Below are 17,162 nucleotides of genomic sequence, written 5' to 3' on the forward strand. Positions count from 1 at the left end.
TCAAAAATCAACCACAAACGAAGGTCACAAAATTGTTTAGCCGCTATTTTGGCATAAAACCAATTGTCGACGCTTTGATTCAGCTCGAAGCTCACAGCGATTTTTATCCCACAAAAAACCTTTTGGCAGCCTACTTTTCTCTATTACATAAAATGTTGTTTTAGTTTGATTTTTCAACACTTCAGCCAAAGGCATCGCATTAAATTCAGCTTCACCTTCTGAATAGAATTGCGCGGAAAAAGGTCTTTTTTGAATATAAACAAGTTCACTGTTTTCTTTTTCAACTTGCTGTTGCCATTCGGCCAGCAGACCCTTTTCAGCTTCTTTTCCTGTAAGGTTGAATTGCAGTAGCAAGGCAACAATGAAAAGAAGCACAGGTGTAATTAAGCCAATTTTGAATACCTTTTCAGGCAAACGATGCTGGGAATGATAACCTGCAATCAAAAGCCCAAGCGCAGGCAGTCCTGGCATTACATAACTAGGTAGGATATTCCCCGCCATGGTAAACAAGATCATAGGTGAAAGCATCCAGCACCATAGATATCCCATGTAACCACCACTTGTCTGAATTCCCTCTTCCCCCTTTTTGAAGAAACGGCCAACCTGATACATAAGTACAGGTGCCCACGGCAAAGCAGCTAAGAACCAAAAAATCCAGATCATGCCACGCACTTCGTCGTGCGCACTTCCATATAAATCACCTTCCCACCCGCTTACAACAAAGCGTTTAATGTGTTCACCGATGATAAAGTAATTTAAGAAGCCTGGAGTCTTCCATTCAGCAAGTAAGTACCACGGTAGGCTAATAGCAATAAATAGCGCAATTCCACCTTTCCATGGCAAACAGGTTAATGTACGTTTCCAACGCTGCTCTTGTGATAACCAAGCGACTAAACTAATTCCGACTAAAACCAAGGTTAAAGGGCCTTTTGCAAGCATACCTATCGATAAACCAACAAAGAATAAGTAGCCCCAAATAGCAGATTTTTTCTGCCAACTTAGCCAGAAACTAACCATGCTAAGGGTTACGCCAAGTGTCAGCGCTGTATCTGTCATTACTGCACCGGATATGACAATGAATGCTGTCGTCGACGCAACAATAGCCGTTGCCAACCAAGCTTCTTGCTTGGTTCGCTCTTTGGCTGCTAAAACCCAAGTCAGCGCTAAAACGATGCAGCCAACAAGCAAATGTGGCAGACGGGCTGCAAATTCATTCACGCCCAAAAGCTCAAAACCAGCAGCACTAAGCCATGTAAATAACGGCGGCTTGCCCCAAAAAGGGACATTGTAATCAAACATCGGAGTGATCCAATCCCCCGTTTCAAACATAAGCCTTGCCATTTCACCATACCGAGCTTCTGTCGTATCCATCAATGGATATAGCCCTAGGGTAATCAGTCGTACGATAATCGAACCGAAAACCAGAATCATGGCGTATTGCGTCAGCGTTAACGCTTGTTTATTCTTATTCACGCTTGTACTTCCTCATTCATTTTTTGTTCTGCTTTTAGGTTATCTTCCATTACGACAAAAAGTGGGCGTTGCTTTGCCTCTATAAATAGCCGACCTACGTATTCCCCCATCAGTCCGATAGATAACAGTTGCATTCCCCCTAATAGAAGCATCACCAAAATAGTTGAAGGGTAACCAGCAACCGGATCGCCCCATATTAATGTTTTCATGAAAACTACGACGGCAAGCACTAAAGCAGACAATGAGGTAAGTAACCCAGCGCCTGTTGCTAGCCTTAATGGGCGAGTACTAAACGATGTAATACCTTCAAACGCAAGGTGACATAGTTTGGTGTAATTCCATTTTGTTTCACCTGCAATACGAGGGTCGCGATCAAAAAGTAATGTTGTTCGGCGAAAGCCTGGCCACGCCAATAAACCTTTCATAAACCGCGTACGCTCAGGCAATTTAATTATTTCATTTACAACACGGCGATCTATTAACCTAAAGTCACCCACATTTTCAGGAATAGGCATTTCACTTAGTTGATTTATCACCTTGTAAAAAAGCGATGCAGTAATACGTTTAAACCAACTTTCTCCGTGACGTTGCTTTCTTTTCATATCAACAACATCAAAGCCAGCTTTCCATTGTATGACCATTTCAGGAATCAGCTCGGGTGGGTCTTGCAGATCAGCATCTAGTAAGATGACAGCATCACCTGTTGCGACTTGCAACCCTGCGCTCATTGCTGCTTCTTTACCAAAATTTCGACTTAATCGAAGGCTTCTAATCTGGTGAAATGAACTAGAAAATTGCTGTACCATTGACCAAGAGTTATCACTGCTTCCGTCATCGACATAAACAATTTCACAAGGCTGTGCCAATTTATCCAAAGCACGACATAAACGCTCATGACAAATCTCTAATACCGCTTTTTCGTTATACATCGGGACGATAACAGAAATTAGTGGCGTATCTCGATATCCGCTAGATTGTCGATCTCTATGTTGGGACAATAAAGTAATAGATGACATGCTAAACCTCGAACATAATTAAAGTGCTTGAGATCTATGCTATTCCTGCTGGTGTCATAAAAAGGTCATTGACATTTTTTTCACGTTAAACTGTGTCATTATAGTGAGGTCACTTGAGTATTAGCTTTTACTACACCTCTCTCTGGTAGGTACCATCATGAAACTGTTATTGGTTGAAGATCATCAAGATATTGCTGGCGTTATTTTCGACTTTTTTGAATTAAAAGGGTACACCCTCGACTATGCCAGTAATGGACAGCACGGGCTGGAGCTAGGCAGTAATAATCATTATGATTTGATCATTCTTGATATTATGCTGCCAAAACTTGATGGCTACATTGTTTGCAAAAAGTTACGCGAACAAGGTGTCGATACACCCATACTAATGCTAACTGCACGCGATACTCGAGAAGACACACTTAAGGGCTTCGACCAAGGTGCAGACGATTACCTTGTAAAGCCTTTTGACCTTGAAATACTTGAAGCAAGAATAAAGGCGCTTACTCGTCGTCACTGTGGTGTTACAGCTGTAGATAGCCTCCAGTTTGAAGAGTTAAACCTCGACCTAAGTCAGCATATTGTTGAACGAAATGGTTGTAGTTTTTCTCTTAATCCAACCCTTTTTACAATATTAAAACTGCTCATGCTTCGAGCCCCTAAAGTGGTAACAAAAGAAGAACTTATTTCCGCATTGTGGGGAGAAGATGAACCGGAAGGCAATGTACTACGCAGCCATATATATCAGCTTAGATACCAAATTGATAAGCCGTTTAAACATGGCTATATTAAAACCGTTCCGAAGGTCGGCTACCAATTAATCGGTGAGGAGGAACAGTGAAAAAAAGGCTTCTAAAAGTAAAGAGTGCAAAACAGCTAACCTTTACCTATTTTGCTATTGTCGCTTTTTCAATCATCACTATTCACGTGTCATTGCTTGAATCGACCCTTGAAGATTTCGAACAGATTAATGCCAATAATCGGTTAACCCATACTAAAGGCATAGCCCCATCACTCTTTGAAAATAATGATTTAACGGATATGGCTATCCCGCCCTTCAGTCACGCCTACCTTGGCATTGAAAATATTCCTGACACTATTTCGATACCCAATTCGTTACAAAACGATGAAGCAGTGGAATTCTATAACACCGAAAAAGACTCAACAGATTACTTTATTATGAAAAGTAATCTGGAGATAAGAGGAAAAAGCGAAGACGTCTATTTCGTTTATTTTGATGATCTCTACGAGCTAAGTGAAGAGCAGGTTTTCGATAATGAAGTAAAACAGCTCGTAATATCTCTCATCCTAATATTAATTAGCTTCGTAGTTGTATTACGCATTTCAGACCGTCTTACTCACCCTCTAGCACAACTGGCAAATGATCTCGATAATCGTTCACCGACAGATCTATCCCCTATTGCACTACCGAGCGGCATTGTGTCAAAAGAACTCGTACAGTTAGTGGATAGCTTCAACTTATATGCCGAACGTATTCAAGAATTACTCGACCGTGAGCGTTCATTTAACCGTTATGCAAGCCATGAACTTCGCACACCGCTAATGGTTATTAAAGGGGCAATATCATTACTCGGGCAATCAAATGAACCTGCATTTGTAGAGAAACAACGCCAACGCCTACTGCAATCAAGCAATGAGATGAACGATTTCGTCACAACGTTACTTTCACTAACGCGTGAAGAAAACACCCACAATCTAACCCCGCGACAAATAGAGCTCAGTGAATTAGAAACCATTGTCGCTGCACACTCCTCGTTACTAAAAGGAAAAGATGTAGTGTGGAATGTGGTAATTAATGAAGCTACTTTTATCAAAGCCCCTGAAAACACATTTAAAATTCTAATTGGTAATCTGATAAAAAATGCCTTTGCCTGTACGGAGCAAGGACAAGTGATCATTCAAGTATCGAATAAAGCCATCGAAGTCATTGATACTGGGATTGGTCTTGGCTCTAAGCCTCGTGGCGTTGAAGGTTTTGGCTTAGGTTTGCTAATCGCCAGTGATATATGCAGAAAATATCACTGGAGCCTAAGCCATCATACAAATGAATTTGGTGGCTGCACTGCTATGATTTCACTGCACCCAGCTGAAAAACCCAGCGTTCAGACAACGTAAAATTCACTAACATACCGCATAACACCCCTGGCACCATCGCCACATAGGGCCACAATACTTCCCATTGTGGCCCTATGCTCAAATAAGCGCTAATCCATTTCGGGTTTATTGTCGATATTAATAGATAATAAATTCCATAATTTGGTACAAACCCAATAACAGAAGAAAACAAGAAGCGTGACCACTGTTCAAACGGTTGACAAGGTGAGGCATGTTTAAAGGTAAAGCTGCGATTTAGCCACCAATTCGATGAAGCAGCTACCCAAAATGCAATCCCCCTTGCGGCTTCAAATGTCATTACTGCAGACAAATAAAATACTGCTGTCGCATCAATCAGAAAACCACAACCACCAACTAGTGCAAATTTTAAAAAGTGTTGATACTTCAATCTTATAACTCGTAATTTCATACCAAATACCATTTTAGATGTTAACAGGTAGAAAAAATGTCAAGTCAATAACGAGCATCTGTAGATAAATATCAGAAAGTACTTTTTTTTCACATCAAGCGAGTATAATGAGCGCGTTTATATTTTTAATTACTGACAATGGAAAAGCATGAGCAAAGTTTTTACTTTCCTGAAAGGGATGGCAATGGGAGCAGCCGATGTCGTTCCTGGTGTTTCGGGCGGCACTATCGCCTTTATAACGGGTATTTACGATACATTACTTGAAAGCATTCGCAGGGTGAATCCAAGTCTAATTGGCATTTGGCGTAAAGATGGTTATAAAGCTGCATTTAATCATATTAATGGTACATTTCTAGTCCTGCTGTTTGCCGGTATTCTTACTAGCATTTTTACCTTCGCCAGAGTGATAACATGGATGCTTCACACCCATCCTATTCCGTTATGGTCATTCTTCTTTGGTTTGATTGTTATATCCGTTATTCATATGTTTAAACAAGTTGAAAACTGGAAGATAACACGAGGAATAGCCATTATCGCTGGAGCGGCTTTTGCCTATGGTATTACGGTTTTACACCCTCTAACCCTTGATCCAACTTATCTCAACATCATGCTTGCTGGCTCAATTGCTATTTGTGCCATGATCTTACCGGGTATTTCAGGCAGCTTCATTTTGCTACTACTGGGCATGTATGGCCCTATTTTGTCTGCGGCAAAATCATTCGATATCATCACGCTAGGCCTTTTTGCTACAGGTTGCTTAGTGGGTTTACTGACATTCTCTCATGTACTTTCATGGGTACTAAGAAATTACCGTGACATTGCATTAACCTTTCTTACGGGGCTAATGATCGGTACTTTAAGTAAAATATGGCCATGGAAAGAGACACTAACATGGCGTATAAATTCAAGTGGTGAACAGATACCGCTAATCGAACAAAACCTATCACCGATAAACTTTGAACAAGTTACAGGTCAGCCTGCACTTCTTGGCTATGCCGTTATTGCAATGTGTTTTGGTATAGTGATCGTTTGGGGACTAGAAAAAGTCGCCGATAAGTAACTGATCATTAAAAAACCGCCTACTTTTTTTAAAAATTAGGCGGTTTTTTTATTACTATGACAAAGTACAACTTTCGTTGGAATGCCGTAGTATGTGCATCAATTAGTTATATTGAAACAACTTCTGTACTTCTTTATAGTCTTGCGTTTGTGTCAGTGAAAGCATCAATAAAATACGCGCTTTTTGTGGATTCAAGCTACCTGATGCAACAAAACCGTACTTATCATCATCAACTTCGGCATCCAAAGTTGTTGAACCTGTTGGAGTACGTGCACTTCGGACAACCATCACACCATCTTCACTTGCTTTAGCAAGTTCATCGAAAACTGTATGGAACATGTTACCATTGCCAACTCCCGCACTCACAATGCCATCATATTCAGCATTTACAAACGCTTTAACCGGAAGTTCAGATGCATTTGAGTAATTATAAACAATGCCGACTTTTGGTAGTTGTTCTAACTCTGATACATCAAATGTTGACTCAACGGCCTGCTTACGTGTGGCGCTTTTCTGGAAATTTACATCACTATTATGGATATAACCAACAGGGCCTACATTTGGTGCTTGGAATGTATTTACCGCTGTTGTACTTGTTTTTGTTACATCTCTCGCACCAAAGACAGTGTCATTCATAGCAACAAGGACTCCACGGCCTGCTGAATCTTCATCGGCAGCTGTCACTACGGCGTTATAAAGGTTCATAGGTCCATCAGCACTCATCGCCGTTGATGGACGCATCGCGCCAACAAGTACGACAGGCTTATCGCTATTAACTGTTAAATCAAGAAAATATGCGGTTTCTTCCATAGTATCAGTACCATGTGTTATAACCACACCATCAACATCGTCTTTGGCAAGCAATTCATTAACGCGCTTCGATAACGTTAACCAAACGTCATCATTCATATCTTGCGAGCCGATACTTACAACTTGCTCACCACTTATGTCAGCAACCTTTGTCATTTCAGGTACGGCATAAATCAAGGAATCTACACCAACCTTACCTGATGTATAGCTAGAGTCTGTCGCCGACTGACCAGAGCCAGCAATGGTACCGCCTGTTGCAAGAATTTTTATATTTGGTAAGTCAGCAGCCATGCTTAAACCGCTAAAAGAAACCCCTGCTACGAACAAACCAATAGTTATAAGATTATTCTTCATTATTATTACCTGATAGTTATTTATATTATATTTCAATGACCGAGCAGAAGTATCGCTATTAGCAGGTAACACTTTCGAGGTATAGATCACTATTCTGTCATTACAAAGTGTGACCTATTAGCCATAAACCTGAAACTCAATAAATAATTTAACTGGAAACAATCATAAGCAGCCAAATCACTACCATTTAATTACAATATTAACAATGTGCTACATGGCGCCAATGTGATTAACTCGTAGCTTAATCACAAAAATAGGAGCAAAAACCCGAGGCATAACTAAGAGAATGATAAAGTTAGTAAAAAGCTCAAAGGTAGACCCAAGTTTTGTCAGTCATATCAAAAAATAAGGCCATCGGATATTCAACCCTTTCTGCCGTAGTCATCAGTGCATTTCTACTTTATGAGAATAAAGTAGAGTCTTCACTACTTTCTAAGGGGGACTTTTGTGAACTTAGCACCCTTGCCTGTGAACAGAAGGGAGCTTCTGTAATCTTGAGCGAAGATGTTATCCGACCAATGCGTACCGCCGAGATAACGGTAAATTGGCCTGAGCTCCCAGAAAATACTAATGAATTATTATTATCTTTAGAAGGGGAGGAAATGATGATGGGCGTGTATAAACTAGTATTGACGCAAAGCTCTCAAGCCCATCAATATAAAGGTGAGTTGATGCTGCCTTTTTGTACCAGCAACGAGATGACATGGCAAGGTACGATAAGTAGTAATACCTTAGATGATCAGTCGACACCGATAAATATTTCAATAAGGATGATAAAGTGAAATATCAATGGATAATTCTTGCAATGGCACTGGCCGCTGGCCTTATTACCAGTCTCGTTGTTGAAAAGCGTAACGATACAGTATCAGCCCCCCAATACCCACTGAACATTCTTGAAAGTGGTAAAGAGGCTGTTGACCTATATTCACAAGAAGATTCAAGAATCAGAGTCATCTATTTTGGTTATACACACTGCCCGGATGTCTGCCCTACTTCACTGGCCGTATTATCTGCAGCGCTTCAGCAACTCGAAAATAATCAACTTGAGCAACTATGGCCTATTTTTATTACGCTTGACCCTGAACGTGATACGCCTGAAAAAAGTGAACAATACGCAAAATATTTTCATAAAAGCATTGTCGGTATGACAGGTACCTCAGATCAAACAAAAGCATTAGCCGAAAAATATGGTGTGCTCTATATGAGAACAGAACTCGAAGACTCTGCGCTAGAATATGCCGTCGACCATAGTTCTTATTTCTACTTCCTTACTCCTGATGGTACTTTGGTTGATAAAGTTCAGCACACACTTAACCCAAATATTTTAGTTGAAGCTATTAACCAAATACTAAAAGTGGAGAACTCATAAGGTTGTAGCGCTTATAAATAGGCTGTTATTACCATTTTTCTCATTTTTGAGAGGAGATTTTTTAAAGAAAACTGGTGTTCAAGCAGCAATTTGCACAACTTATGCCATACTAATTCTGCCGATTGAAAATTTTAACACTCGGTCTGTAGTGGCAAACAAAGGAGAATAAAGAAAAATGAACCGTTCATTATCAATCCTTACCGGTATTATTCTGAGTGCAACGTTAATTGGTTGTTCAAGCTCAGACGAAGTTGATCAAATGCAGCAACTCACTAACAAAGTCGATATGCTCTCTGATCAGGTAGGTGCTTTACAAAGTCAGCAAGATCAAATGGCTGGCGCAGTTAATGATTCACGCGCCGCATCTGATGCAGCATACCAAGAAGCGATGCGTGCCAACCAGCGTATTGACAACATCGCTAGCTCTTATAGTAAGTAACTATTTAAAGTTAGCAAAGCTACAATAAAAGTGACGCGAATAGCGTCACTTTTTTATATCGACCCAACAGCTTCTAAAAAACTATATCCTCGACCTCTTACTGTTTTGATATGTTGCTTTGATAAACCTGACTGCACCATTTTCCGTCGAATATTACTAATATGCATATCTAAATTACGATCAAATGGGCTTAGGTCTTTTTTTAAAACTTTTTTTTGTAATTCCGCTTTCGATACAACAATACCGTTATGGGTAATTAAATAATCAAGTAACTCTGACTCTGTACCTGTTAAGGGTAACCGTTGTAGTTGCTCGGTAACAACTGAAGTAGCTCGGTGTGTGCCTAACCGCTGACGTTCTAAACCGACCCTTCTAAGTATCGAGGTGATACGAGCTAATAGTTCAGGAACTCGAAAAGGTTTTGCTACATAATGATCAGCGCCTGCTTGTAACCCATCTAACATTGAAGATTCATCGGCTAATGCCGTTAACATTAGAATTGGTGTCGCGAATCGTTGGCAAATACGTCTAGCGACTTGCATTCCATCCAAGTTAGGCAACATAACATCAAGTAATACAAGATCGGTGGCATTTTCTTGTATATATTTTAGACCCGACTCACCACAGTGTGCACAATGAACCTCATACCCCTCTTCAACTAGCACTTCTTCTAGTAGCTCACAGAGCATTACATCATCATCAATAACCAATATTTTAGACACTCGCCGATCCATAAATAATAACCATTCTCAATCTAAATGGATTATCAATTCTTCTTAACATTTGTTCAAGTAAAATATCGCTAGTAACAATAAACTGAGTCCGAATTGTGCATTAATTTCTTGTATTTAGACAAAATTGAACTAGGTCAACCACAGTGAATTTACACCCTTTTTCATCGCTCAAACTATTGACTTTACTGTAGCCAGCATGAATATTAGCCCGCCATCATTTCCCACAGAGTTACTCACAGCTTTTGTGGATAACCAAGTTATCCACAAGGAAGGTAGACACCCTTACTGTGCAAAAAAACATCAACCCAAAATAAAACCCACCAACCACCATTAAAAGTGACAAGTAAAGGCTTTAAATATAGGAACTCGAACAATAAAACCACCCAAACAGGAAAAAATGCAACTTTAATCTCATGAAAAGTATTCATCCCCCCATATTCAAGTCAGGAAACCCTGACAAAAAAAGACAACCGTTTGCTTTTTATATGCAAAGCAGTAAATAAAACATCGACATATATAAAAGACGGGCTTACGTAAAAGTAGTTAAAAAGCTTGTAATTATAGCACAATCCCAACTTATGAAATCGATTTTATACGAATAATCCCATCAAAATACAAAAAATATAATACTTTTAAATCAATAYCTTAAAATAAAATAAAAAGAAAAAAACCTCACAAGCCAAACAATCAATTGACACCAACAATAAATCCAATAGAATACGCGCCGTTTGCCCATATAACGGCAGCGTAACTTACTATTATAATGATGTAGCTTGAGGTGTATAAATGGCTGGTGATAATAACTACAGTCTTGGCGCAGTGCCGCAATCGGCACGTAAAGGCGTGTTGTCCCTAACCATGGTGATGTTAGGGTTAACCTTTTTTTCTGCCAGTATGTGGACAGGTGGAACATTAGGAACAGGACTCTCCTATGATGATTTCATACTCGCAGTTCTTATTGGTAATCTCATTCTCGGCATTTATACTTCCCTTCTTGGTTACATCGGCTCTTCTACTGGCCTCTCTACTCACCTTCTTGCTCGTTTCTCTTTTGGTTCTAAAGGCTCTTGGCTTCCCTCTACGCTTCTTGGTGGTACACAAGTCGGTTGGTTCGGCGTGGGTGTTGCCATGTTTGCAATTCCAGTTCACAAAGCGACAGGCATTGATACCAACATTCTAATTATTGTTTCTGGCTTGCTGATGACGGCTACCGTTTATTTTGGTATTTCAGCTCTCATGGTACTTTCAGCAATTGCTGTTCCAGCAATTGCGCTTCTCGGTGGTTATTCGGTAACTGAAGCTGTCAGCAGCGTTGGCGGTATTGATGGCCTTAAAGCCATCACTCCAGAAAACCCAATTGAATTTTCAACAGCACTAGCGCTTGTTGTCGGCTCTTTTGTTTCAGCAGGCACACTAACTGCCGACTTCGTCCGGTTTGGTAAAAAGCCAATGGGCGCAGTGGCAGTCACAATGATCGCATTCTTCATTGGTAATTCACTCATGTTTATTTTCGGTGCAGCTGGCGCAGCCGCAACAGGTCAATCCGATATTTCTGAAGTTATGATTGCACAAGGGTTACTTATCCCTGCCATTATCGTTTTGGGTTTGAACATTTGGACAACCAACGATAATGCGCTTTATGCATCAGGTTTGGGTTTCTCAAACGTGACGGGCCTTTCGAGCAAATACCTTTCTATGGTAAATGGCCTCATTGGTACACTTTGCGCACTTTGGCTATACAACAACTTTGTTGGTTGGTTAACCTTCCTTTCGGCAGCAATTCCACCAATTGGCGGCATCATCATTGCAGATTTCTTTAAAAACCGTCATCGTTATAAAGATTTTGCAAACGCAGAATTCAAATCGGTTAATTGGGCAGCCATCATTGGTGTAGCCATCGGTGTTGCGGCAGGTCACTTCTTACCAGGTGTGGTTCCTCTTAATGCAGTCATGGGTGGTGCAATCAGCTACCTTATTCTTAATCCATTATTAAACGGCGCAGCCAAGACATCGCCTTCAAACGCATAAGGATTTTTCACGATGCATACCTCAAACATGCTCATCCAAAATGTTACTCTTCGCGGCAAGGACGGCCTGCATCAAATCCTCATTGAGGATGGACTGTTTAAAACAGTTTCAACCATGGATGAAACGATCAATCACACTGCGACTATAATTGATGGCGAAGGTGGTATGGCTATCGCACCATTTTGCGAACCTCATATCCACCTTGATACAACGCAAACAGCAGGCGAGCCAAGCTGGAATATTTCCGGAACCCTATTTGAGGGTATTGAGCGCTGGGCTGAACGAAAATCACTGCTGTCGGTTGAAGATGTAAAATCTCGTGCTAAACAAACACTGAAATGGCAAATTGCCAATGGTGTACAACACGTTCGTACGCACGTTGATGTTTCAGACCCTACCCTTATTGCTTTAAAAGCAATGCTTGAAGTAAAAGAAGAAATGAAACAATGGGTAGATATCCAAATTGTTGCATTTCCACAAGAAGGTATTCTTTCTTACCCTAACGGTAAAGAGCTACTTGAAGAAGCTGTTCAACTAGGTGCTGATGTTATTGGTGCGATTCCACACTTTGAGTTTACAAGAGAGTACGGCGTAGAATCGCTGCACTACGTTTTCGAATTAGCGCGTAAGTATGATCGCCTTATCGATGTGCACTGTGACGAAATTGATGATGAACAATCGCGCTTTGTTGAAACCCTTGCTGCGCTTGCTCATAAATTTGATATGGGTGACAAGGTAACGGCGAGTCACACGACTGCAATGCACTCTTACAACGGTGCTTATGCTTCACGTCTTTTCCGTTTGCTGAAAATGTCTGGTATTAGCTTTGTTGCTAACCCGCTGGTAAACATCCACCTGCAGGGCCGTTTTGATGATTACCCTAAACGCCGTGGTGTAACTCGCGTTAAAGAGATGTTGGCATCTGATATTAATGTTTGTTTTGGCCATGATGATGTGTTTGACCCTTGGTACCCATTAGGTACGGCGAACATGATGCAAGTTCTTCATATGGGGTTACATGTTTGCCAAGTTATGGGTTATGACCAAATCAATGATTCGCTTGATCTGATCAGCACTAATTCAGCACATACACTGAACATTCAGAGCCGTTATGGCATTGAAGCTGGTAAGCCTGGTAACTTGATTATTTTGCCTGCCGAGAATGGATTTGATGCAGTACGACGCCAAGTACCCGTACGTTACTCTGTACGTCAAGGCAACATCATTGCCCAAACACAGCCAGCAGTAACGCAAATCGAACTTGATAACGGTAAAGAAGACGTCACTTTTCGTCGTTAGTTGTTAAGTTAATAAGAAGGGAGACCTAAGTTTCCCTCTAACAGTGAGCCTGCTTATTTTTAATTTATAATAAGCAGGCTTTTTTATGCCTTCTACGAACGAAAGCCATAAGTAGTAACGGTAAACAGACTACCCATGCCACAACTCCTCCGCCTGACTGAAGACTACAGTTGGTTGGGCTAATACCACTTACGCCATCAATGCAATCTTCAGAGTTAACAGCATCCTCTTTTGCGTCTCCGTACAAACCGTTATCAATAAAGTCAGGGTTTGTGACAGGATGCTTGGGAGTCGAACTCACCGTTGATTCTATCCAATCGAAATATGTACCAACTCGAGTATAAAACCCTGGGCGAGATATCGAGCCACATACCGGGGAGCCGACAGGACCACCACTAACGATGCCGATTTGCCGCCAAACACCACTGGCATCTTGTGCCCGCAACGGGCCTCCACTATCACCTTTACAAGAATCAGGGCCGAACCCTTGAGGGCTACCGTCTGCATCAAATAAGATTTCAGGTGGCAAAGCACAGATTTTAGTTCGGTTTAGTGGGCTATCTAAAATATAGTGTTGTTGATTACCTGACTCCAATCGCTCAAAACACTCTGTCATTGGAAGGAATGACAACTCGGCTTCCATCAAGGCTTCTGCAATACCTGAACCGTCAGAGCTGGTTGATCCCCAGCCTGATACTTTTGTATTCTTTGGCCGACTATTTTCAGACCACTCACGATTAAGGCGTGTTTCAATTGAAGAAGCAATTTCAGCGGTTGAAAGTGCGATGGGTGTAATGCTTGATTGTGGAAAACTACGACCCACTCGTAAAAGTGCCAAATCACTATCCAACGCCGTCGCAATAACATCTTGGGTTACGGAGCCATCAGCCGCAGTTGTAATTTTTACTACAGGGTTTGGGGTATAATCGGGGTGAACAACAACATGCGAAATGGCATAGAGTGCCGCAGGATCTTCAATAGTGCTGCTTGTTGTACCCACCATGACGCTCAGCATACTAGGCGGTAACACCGAAAAACTATCCCCATCAAGTTGATGAACTACGCAGTGTGCTGCTGTCAGCACCCAGTTTTTATTAATAACACTACCGCCACATAGATGTGCAGTATCATTGGGTGTAAAACGCAGGGAAGCCATCCAGCTTTGGGCATCTTCGGGGTCAACAGGTGTGCCTCCAACGACATAGCCCGTAACATCAGCAGCATTGGCAATAGGTGTTGATATAGCAGCCACCAGCGCTAAAGATAATAATGGTATCCTCATGGTAACTAATTCCGTTTAGTCAAATTCGTTAAACGGCTACTCTACCAATACATCAAATTTCAAATTAAAGATTACATCTAACTTGCGAGTTAGATGTCGATATGGGGTGAAAGAACTTATTATTGCAATAAAGCCTGAGAGGCAGGGGAAATATTTGAGTAGAAACATAAAAAAAAGAAAAGCCATATAACGTGGCYTTTCTTCGACTCTAGTAGAAAGCTGTAACTATAAATTTAAACTCAACTATAAACCTATCGTCGAACAACTTACATCTTCATCAATATTAAAATCAGAGTATGCATCGCCAAGTAATTCAGCTGCAAGTTTCGGGTAAAAACCATTTTTATAAGCATCGTCAACATCCCCCATACTTATCGTATAGAGTTTCAGGCCGATATTTTCTATTTCATCTGGAACACAGACACTGTCTCCACCATCACTGAAACACACATCACCAGAGGTATCTATAACACCACAGCTGGTATCATCGAAACTAACACCCAAAGCATTTAATTTACTGTCGAGAGCTGTTTCAGTGCCTCCCGGAAAGTCATCGGGCAAAGTTATACCATAGTCATTTTCAAGATCTTCAACACTTCTGTATCCATCGACACTTTCAACTTCAGCGCTGACTACAGCAAATACTTCTACCTTACCTGTCAGTGTATTTGTTACATCATCTTCATCGCATCCCATAAGAGCTAGCGCTGTCAGTAAAATAATTCCTTTTTTCATAACCGTCCCTATTAATAACCATTACTTTGGAGTCAAACACTTACAGTTTAGCCACAAAACAACGCAACACCCACACCAAAAAGTCACATTTTTAACATTGGTTAATTCACCCGTTCGTTTTTTACCCTTTATTTTGCAATTTCCTGTGATCTTAACCGTGATTCCTTCCCTTCTATTTATTTGCTGTCATAATAATAAACAGAACAGTTACCTGTATGGTATACACCCACCATTACACATCTACGGACACCCTTATGAGTATTGAAAATATTGTTAAACAGCGTTCTGGCGAGAAATGTGAACTTTGTGCATCTGCTGACAACCTAAGCGTTTATGAAGTACCAGCCTCTCCCGATACAACCGCTGGTAGTTGTGTAATGGTATGTGGTACTTGCCGTACAGAGATTGAAGATGCAGAAACACTTGATCAGAACCACTGGCGTTGCCTTAACGACAGTATGTGGAGCCAAGAACCTGCAGTTCAAATTATGGCTTACCGTATGCTAAAGCGCCTTTCGGCTGAAACATGGGCTCAAGATCTTCTCGATATGATGTACATGGAAGAAGATATGGTTGAGTGGGCTGAAAAAGGGATAGCTCTTGCTGAACTTGAAGCGATTAAAACGCTAGATGTTAACGGTACAGCCCTACAATCTGGTGATAACGTTACTATCATCAAAGATCTTCCAGTTAAAGGCTCAAGCCTCGTTGTTAAGCAAGGCACAGCGGTTCGCGGTATCCGTTTAACTGAAAATCCACTGCATGTAACAGGTAAAGCAGCAGGTACTAACATGGTTATTATTGCTGCTTACTGTAAAAAAATGTAATTAGCCTTAGCCATCTAACATTAATCTTTCCGATATTTGAAATTTGGCTAACGTAGGAACGGGCGGCATTTATGCTGCCCGTTTTTTATTCTACCTGTAGCTAAATACGCTACATGGCAGACAATAATGTTAATCTTATTTGCTCATTGTTTCTAAACGTGGTTACAATAACGCGTTATATCAATTAATGTTTCGTTAGTCGGGGAGCTTAGGCTGAGACCACTTTGTGGGACCCGTTGAACCTGATCCATTTAGCAATGGCGTAGGGAACTAGCACACGTGTCTCATCACTACTCTGTATTCAGAGTCCAATATTGACACCTGCTACCCTCCGCTTTATTCATTTAGGGGTAGTTATGGGCAACGCCAAACCATCAAAAACACCAATCACATTAACTATTGCTGGCTCTGACAGCGGTGGTGGTGCTGGTATTCAAGCTGACATTAAAGCGATTTCAGCAACAGGCGGTTATGCCTGCTCTGTTATTACTGCTTTAACTGCACAAAACACCCAAGGCGTCACCGGTATCTTAGGTATTGACCCTGCGTTTGTAGAGCAGCAGCTTGATACCGTATTTTCTGATTTAGACGTTAAATCAGTCAAAATCGGCATGTTAAGCGACGCAAATATTATACGTACGGTTGCCAATAAACTTCGTCAATATCAGCCAAAGCACCTTGTTATCGACCCTGTAATGGTCGCGACGAGTGGTGACCTTCTGCTCGAGCAAGAAGCAATAAAAACCCTCAAAACAGAGTTACTTCCACTTGCCGACGTTATAACGCCGAACCTGCCTGAAGCCGCTGCTTTACTTGGCACTGCGCTTCCAGAGAGTGAGCAAGACATGTCTGCAATGATTGACGGCCTGCGTAGTATCGGGGCTAAATCAACATTGCTAAAAGGCGGTCACCTTGAACAAGATGAAAATAGTACTGACCTACTCATCTTAAGCAACGATGTAATTAGGATGTCTACACCACGTATTAATACGCGTAATACACATGGCACAGGCTGTACTCTTTCAGCGGCTACCGCATCATTCCTAGCCCAAGAATACTCACTTGTTGATTCAGTTAAACACGCGAAATCATACATTACACAAGCTATTACACACGCTGACGAGCTAGAAATCGGTTCAGGCCACGGCCCTGTTCACCATTTCTTTGCTGGTCATTTCAAGCCTGAATAAATAA

General features: G+C 41.2%; 17 protein-coding genes and 1 riboswitch. Of the genes, 10 read left to right on the forward strand and 7 right to left on the reverse strand.

Annotated elements, in window-relative coordinates; genetic code table 11:
* Positions 1-36: 36 nt before the first annotated feature.
* Entirely contained in the window at positions 37-1,473 is a 1,437-nt protein-coding gene (locus tag L4D78_RS16635) for an ArnT family glycosyltransferase (protein ID WP_428467975.1), read from the reverse strand.
* Positions 1,470-2,489 carry a glycosyltransferase family 2 protein gene (locus L4D78_RS16640; protein WP_428467976.1) on the reverse strand — a complete coding sequence of 340 codons (1,020 nt, stop codon included), beginning with the start codon at positions 2,487-2,489 and terminating at the stop codon, positions 1,470-1,472. Before L4D78_RS16640 ends, L4D78_RS16635 begins: the two co-directional genes overlap by 4 nt.
* Positions 2,490-2,646: 157 nt before the next feature.
* On the opposite strand from L4D78_RS16640, the gene L4D78_RS16645 reads away from it, so the two are divergent.
* Both L4D78_RS16645 and L4D78_RS16650 read left to right on the forward strand, forming a co-directional pair.
* Complete coding sequence (locus tag L4D78_RS16645; protein WP_428467977.1) at positions 2,647-3,327, forward strand: response regulator transcription factor; 681 nt, start codon at positions 2,647-2,649, stop codon at positions 3,325-3,327.
* Entirely contained in the window at positions 3,324-4,622 is a 1,299-nt protein-coding gene (locus L4D78_RS16650) for a sensor histidine kinase (protein ID WP_428467978.1), read from the forward strand. Before L4D78_RS16645 ends, L4D78_RS16650 begins: the two co-directional genes overlap by 4 nt.
* On the opposite strand, the gene L4D78_RS16655 is transcribed toward L4D78_RS16650, so the two are convergent.
* Positions 4,573-5,031 carry a GtrA family protein gene (locus tag L4D78_RS16655; protein ID WP_428467979.1) on the reverse strand — a complete coding sequence of 153 codons (459 nt, stop codon included), beginning with the start codon at positions 5,029-5,031 and terminating at the stop codon, positions 4,573-4,575. The genes L4D78_RS16650 and L4D78_RS16655 overlap by 50 nt on opposite strands.
* A gap of 148 nt (positions 5,032-5,179) precedes the next feature.
* Here L4D78_RS16655 and L4D78_RS16660 point away from each other — a divergent pair, with 148 nt between their 5' ends.
* A complete protein-coding gene (locus L4D78_RS16660) occupies positions 5,180-6,091 on the forward strand; it encodes a polyprenyl-phosphate transporter (protein WP_428467980.1) in 912 nt (303 codons plus the stop codon).
* Between the two features lie 102 nt (positions 6,092-6,193).
* On the opposite strand, the gene ansB is transcribed toward L4D78_RS16660, so the two are convergent.
* On the reverse strand, positions 6,194-7,255 hold the full coding sequence (ansB, locus tag L4D78_RS16665) for an L-asparaginase 2 (RefSeq protein ID WP_428467981.1): 1,062 nt from the start codon (positions 7,253-7,255) through the stop codon (positions 6,194-6,196).
* Between the two features lie 494 nt (positions 7,256-7,749).
* Here ansB and L4D78_RS16670 point away from each other — a divergent pair, with 494 nt between their 5' ends.
* The 3 genes from L4D78_RS16670 to L4D78_RS16680 all read left to right on the forward strand — a co-directional run bounded on the left by L4D78_RS16670 (position 7,750) and on the right by L4D78_RS16680 (position 9,063).
* Positions 7,750-8,037: a hypothetical protein gene (locus L4D78_RS16670; RefSeq protein WP_428467982.1), complete on the forward strand. Its 288-nt coding sequence runs from the start codon at positions 7,750-7,752 to the stop codon at positions 8,035-8,037.
* Positions 8,034-8,624, forward strand: a complete 591-nt coding sequence (locus L4D78_RS16675; protein WP_428467983.1) for an SCO family protein — start codon at positions 8,034-8,036, stop codon at positions 8,622-8,624. The genes L4D78_RS16670 and L4D78_RS16675 overlap by 4 nt, the downstream gene beginning before the upstream one ends.
* 175 nt (positions 8,625-8,799) lie before the next feature.
* Positions 8,800-9,063 (forward strand): Lpp/OprI family alanine-zipper lipoprotein, encoded by a 264-nt coding sequence (locus L4D78_RS16680; protein WP_428467984.1) that lies wholly within the window; start codon positions 8,800-8,802, stop codon positions 9,061-9,063.
* Positions 9,064-9,116: 53 nt separating this feature from the next.
* Here the strand turns inward: L4D78_RS16680 and L4D78_RS16685 are convergent, their stop codons facing one another.
* Positions 9,117-9,785, reverse strand: a complete 669-nt coding sequence (locus L4D78_RS16685) for a response regulator transcription factor (protein ID WP_428467985.1) — start codon at positions 9,783-9,785, stop codon at positions 9,117-9,119.
* 798 nt (positions 9,786-10,583) lie between these two features.
* Here L4D78_RS16685 and codB point away from each other — a divergent pair.
* Together codB and L4D78_RS16695 are read left to right on the forward strand one after the other, a co-directional pair.
* Positions 10,584-11,825, forward strand: a complete 1,242-nt coding sequence (codB, locus tag L4D78_RS16690) for a cytosine permease (RefSeq protein WP_428467986.1) — start codon at positions 10,584-10,586, stop codon at positions 11,823-11,825.
* A 12-nt stretch (positions 11,826-11,837) separates the two neighbouring features.
* Positions 11,838-13,124 (forward strand): cytosine deaminase, encoded by a 1,287-nt coding sequence (locus L4D78_RS16695; RefSeq protein WP_428467987.1) that lies wholly within the window; start codon positions 11,838-11,840, stop codon positions 13,122-13,124.
* A gap of 64 nt (positions 13,125-13,188) precedes the next feature.
* Here the strand turns inward: L4D78_RS16695 and L4D78_RS16700 are convergent, their stop codons facing one another.
* Both L4D78_RS16700 and L4D78_RS16705 read right to left on the reverse strand, forming a co-directional pair.
* Entirely contained in the window at positions 13,189-14,406 is a 1,218-nt protein-coding gene (locus L4D78_RS16700; RefSeq protein ID WP_428467988.1) for a S1 family peptidase, read from the reverse strand.
* Between the two features lie 243 nt (positions 14,407-14,649).
* The gene (locus tag L4D78_RS16705; protein WP_428467989.1) at positions 14,650-15,141 is read right to left on the reverse strand and encodes a hypothetical protein; all 492 of its coding nucleotides are present in this window, start codon (positions 15,139-15,141) and stop codon (positions 14,650-14,652) included.
* 254 nt (positions 15,142-15,395) lie between these two features.
* Here L4D78_RS16705 and L4D78_RS16710 point away from each other — a divergent pair, with 254 nt between their 5' ends.
* Both L4D78_RS16710 and thiD read left to right on the forward strand, forming a co-directional pair.
* The gene (locus L4D78_RS16710; RefSeq protein WP_428467990.1) at positions 15,396-15,968 is read left to right on the forward strand and encodes a PhnA domain-containing protein; all 573 of its coding nucleotides are present in this window, start codon (positions 15,396-15,398) and stop codon (positions 15,966-15,968) included.
* Positions 15,969-16,158: 190 nt separating this feature from the next.
* A riboswitch (TPP riboswitch) is annotated at positions 16,159-16,254 on the forward strand.
* 70 nt (positions 16,255-16,324) lie between these two features.
* Entirely contained in the window at positions 16,325-17,158 is an 834-nt protein-coding gene (gene thiD / locus L4D78_RS16715) for a bifunctional hydroxymethylpyrimidine kinase/phosphomethylpyrimidine kinase (RefSeq protein WP_428467991.1), read from the forward strand.
* The last annotated feature ends 4 nt before the right edge of the window (positions 17,159-17,162 follow it).

Source organism: Photobacterium minamisatsumaniensis, assembly GCF_050336695.1.
GTDB lineage: Bacteria > Pseudomonadota > Gammaproteobacteria > Enterobacterales > Vibrionaceae > Photobacterium > Photobacterium minamisatsumaniensis.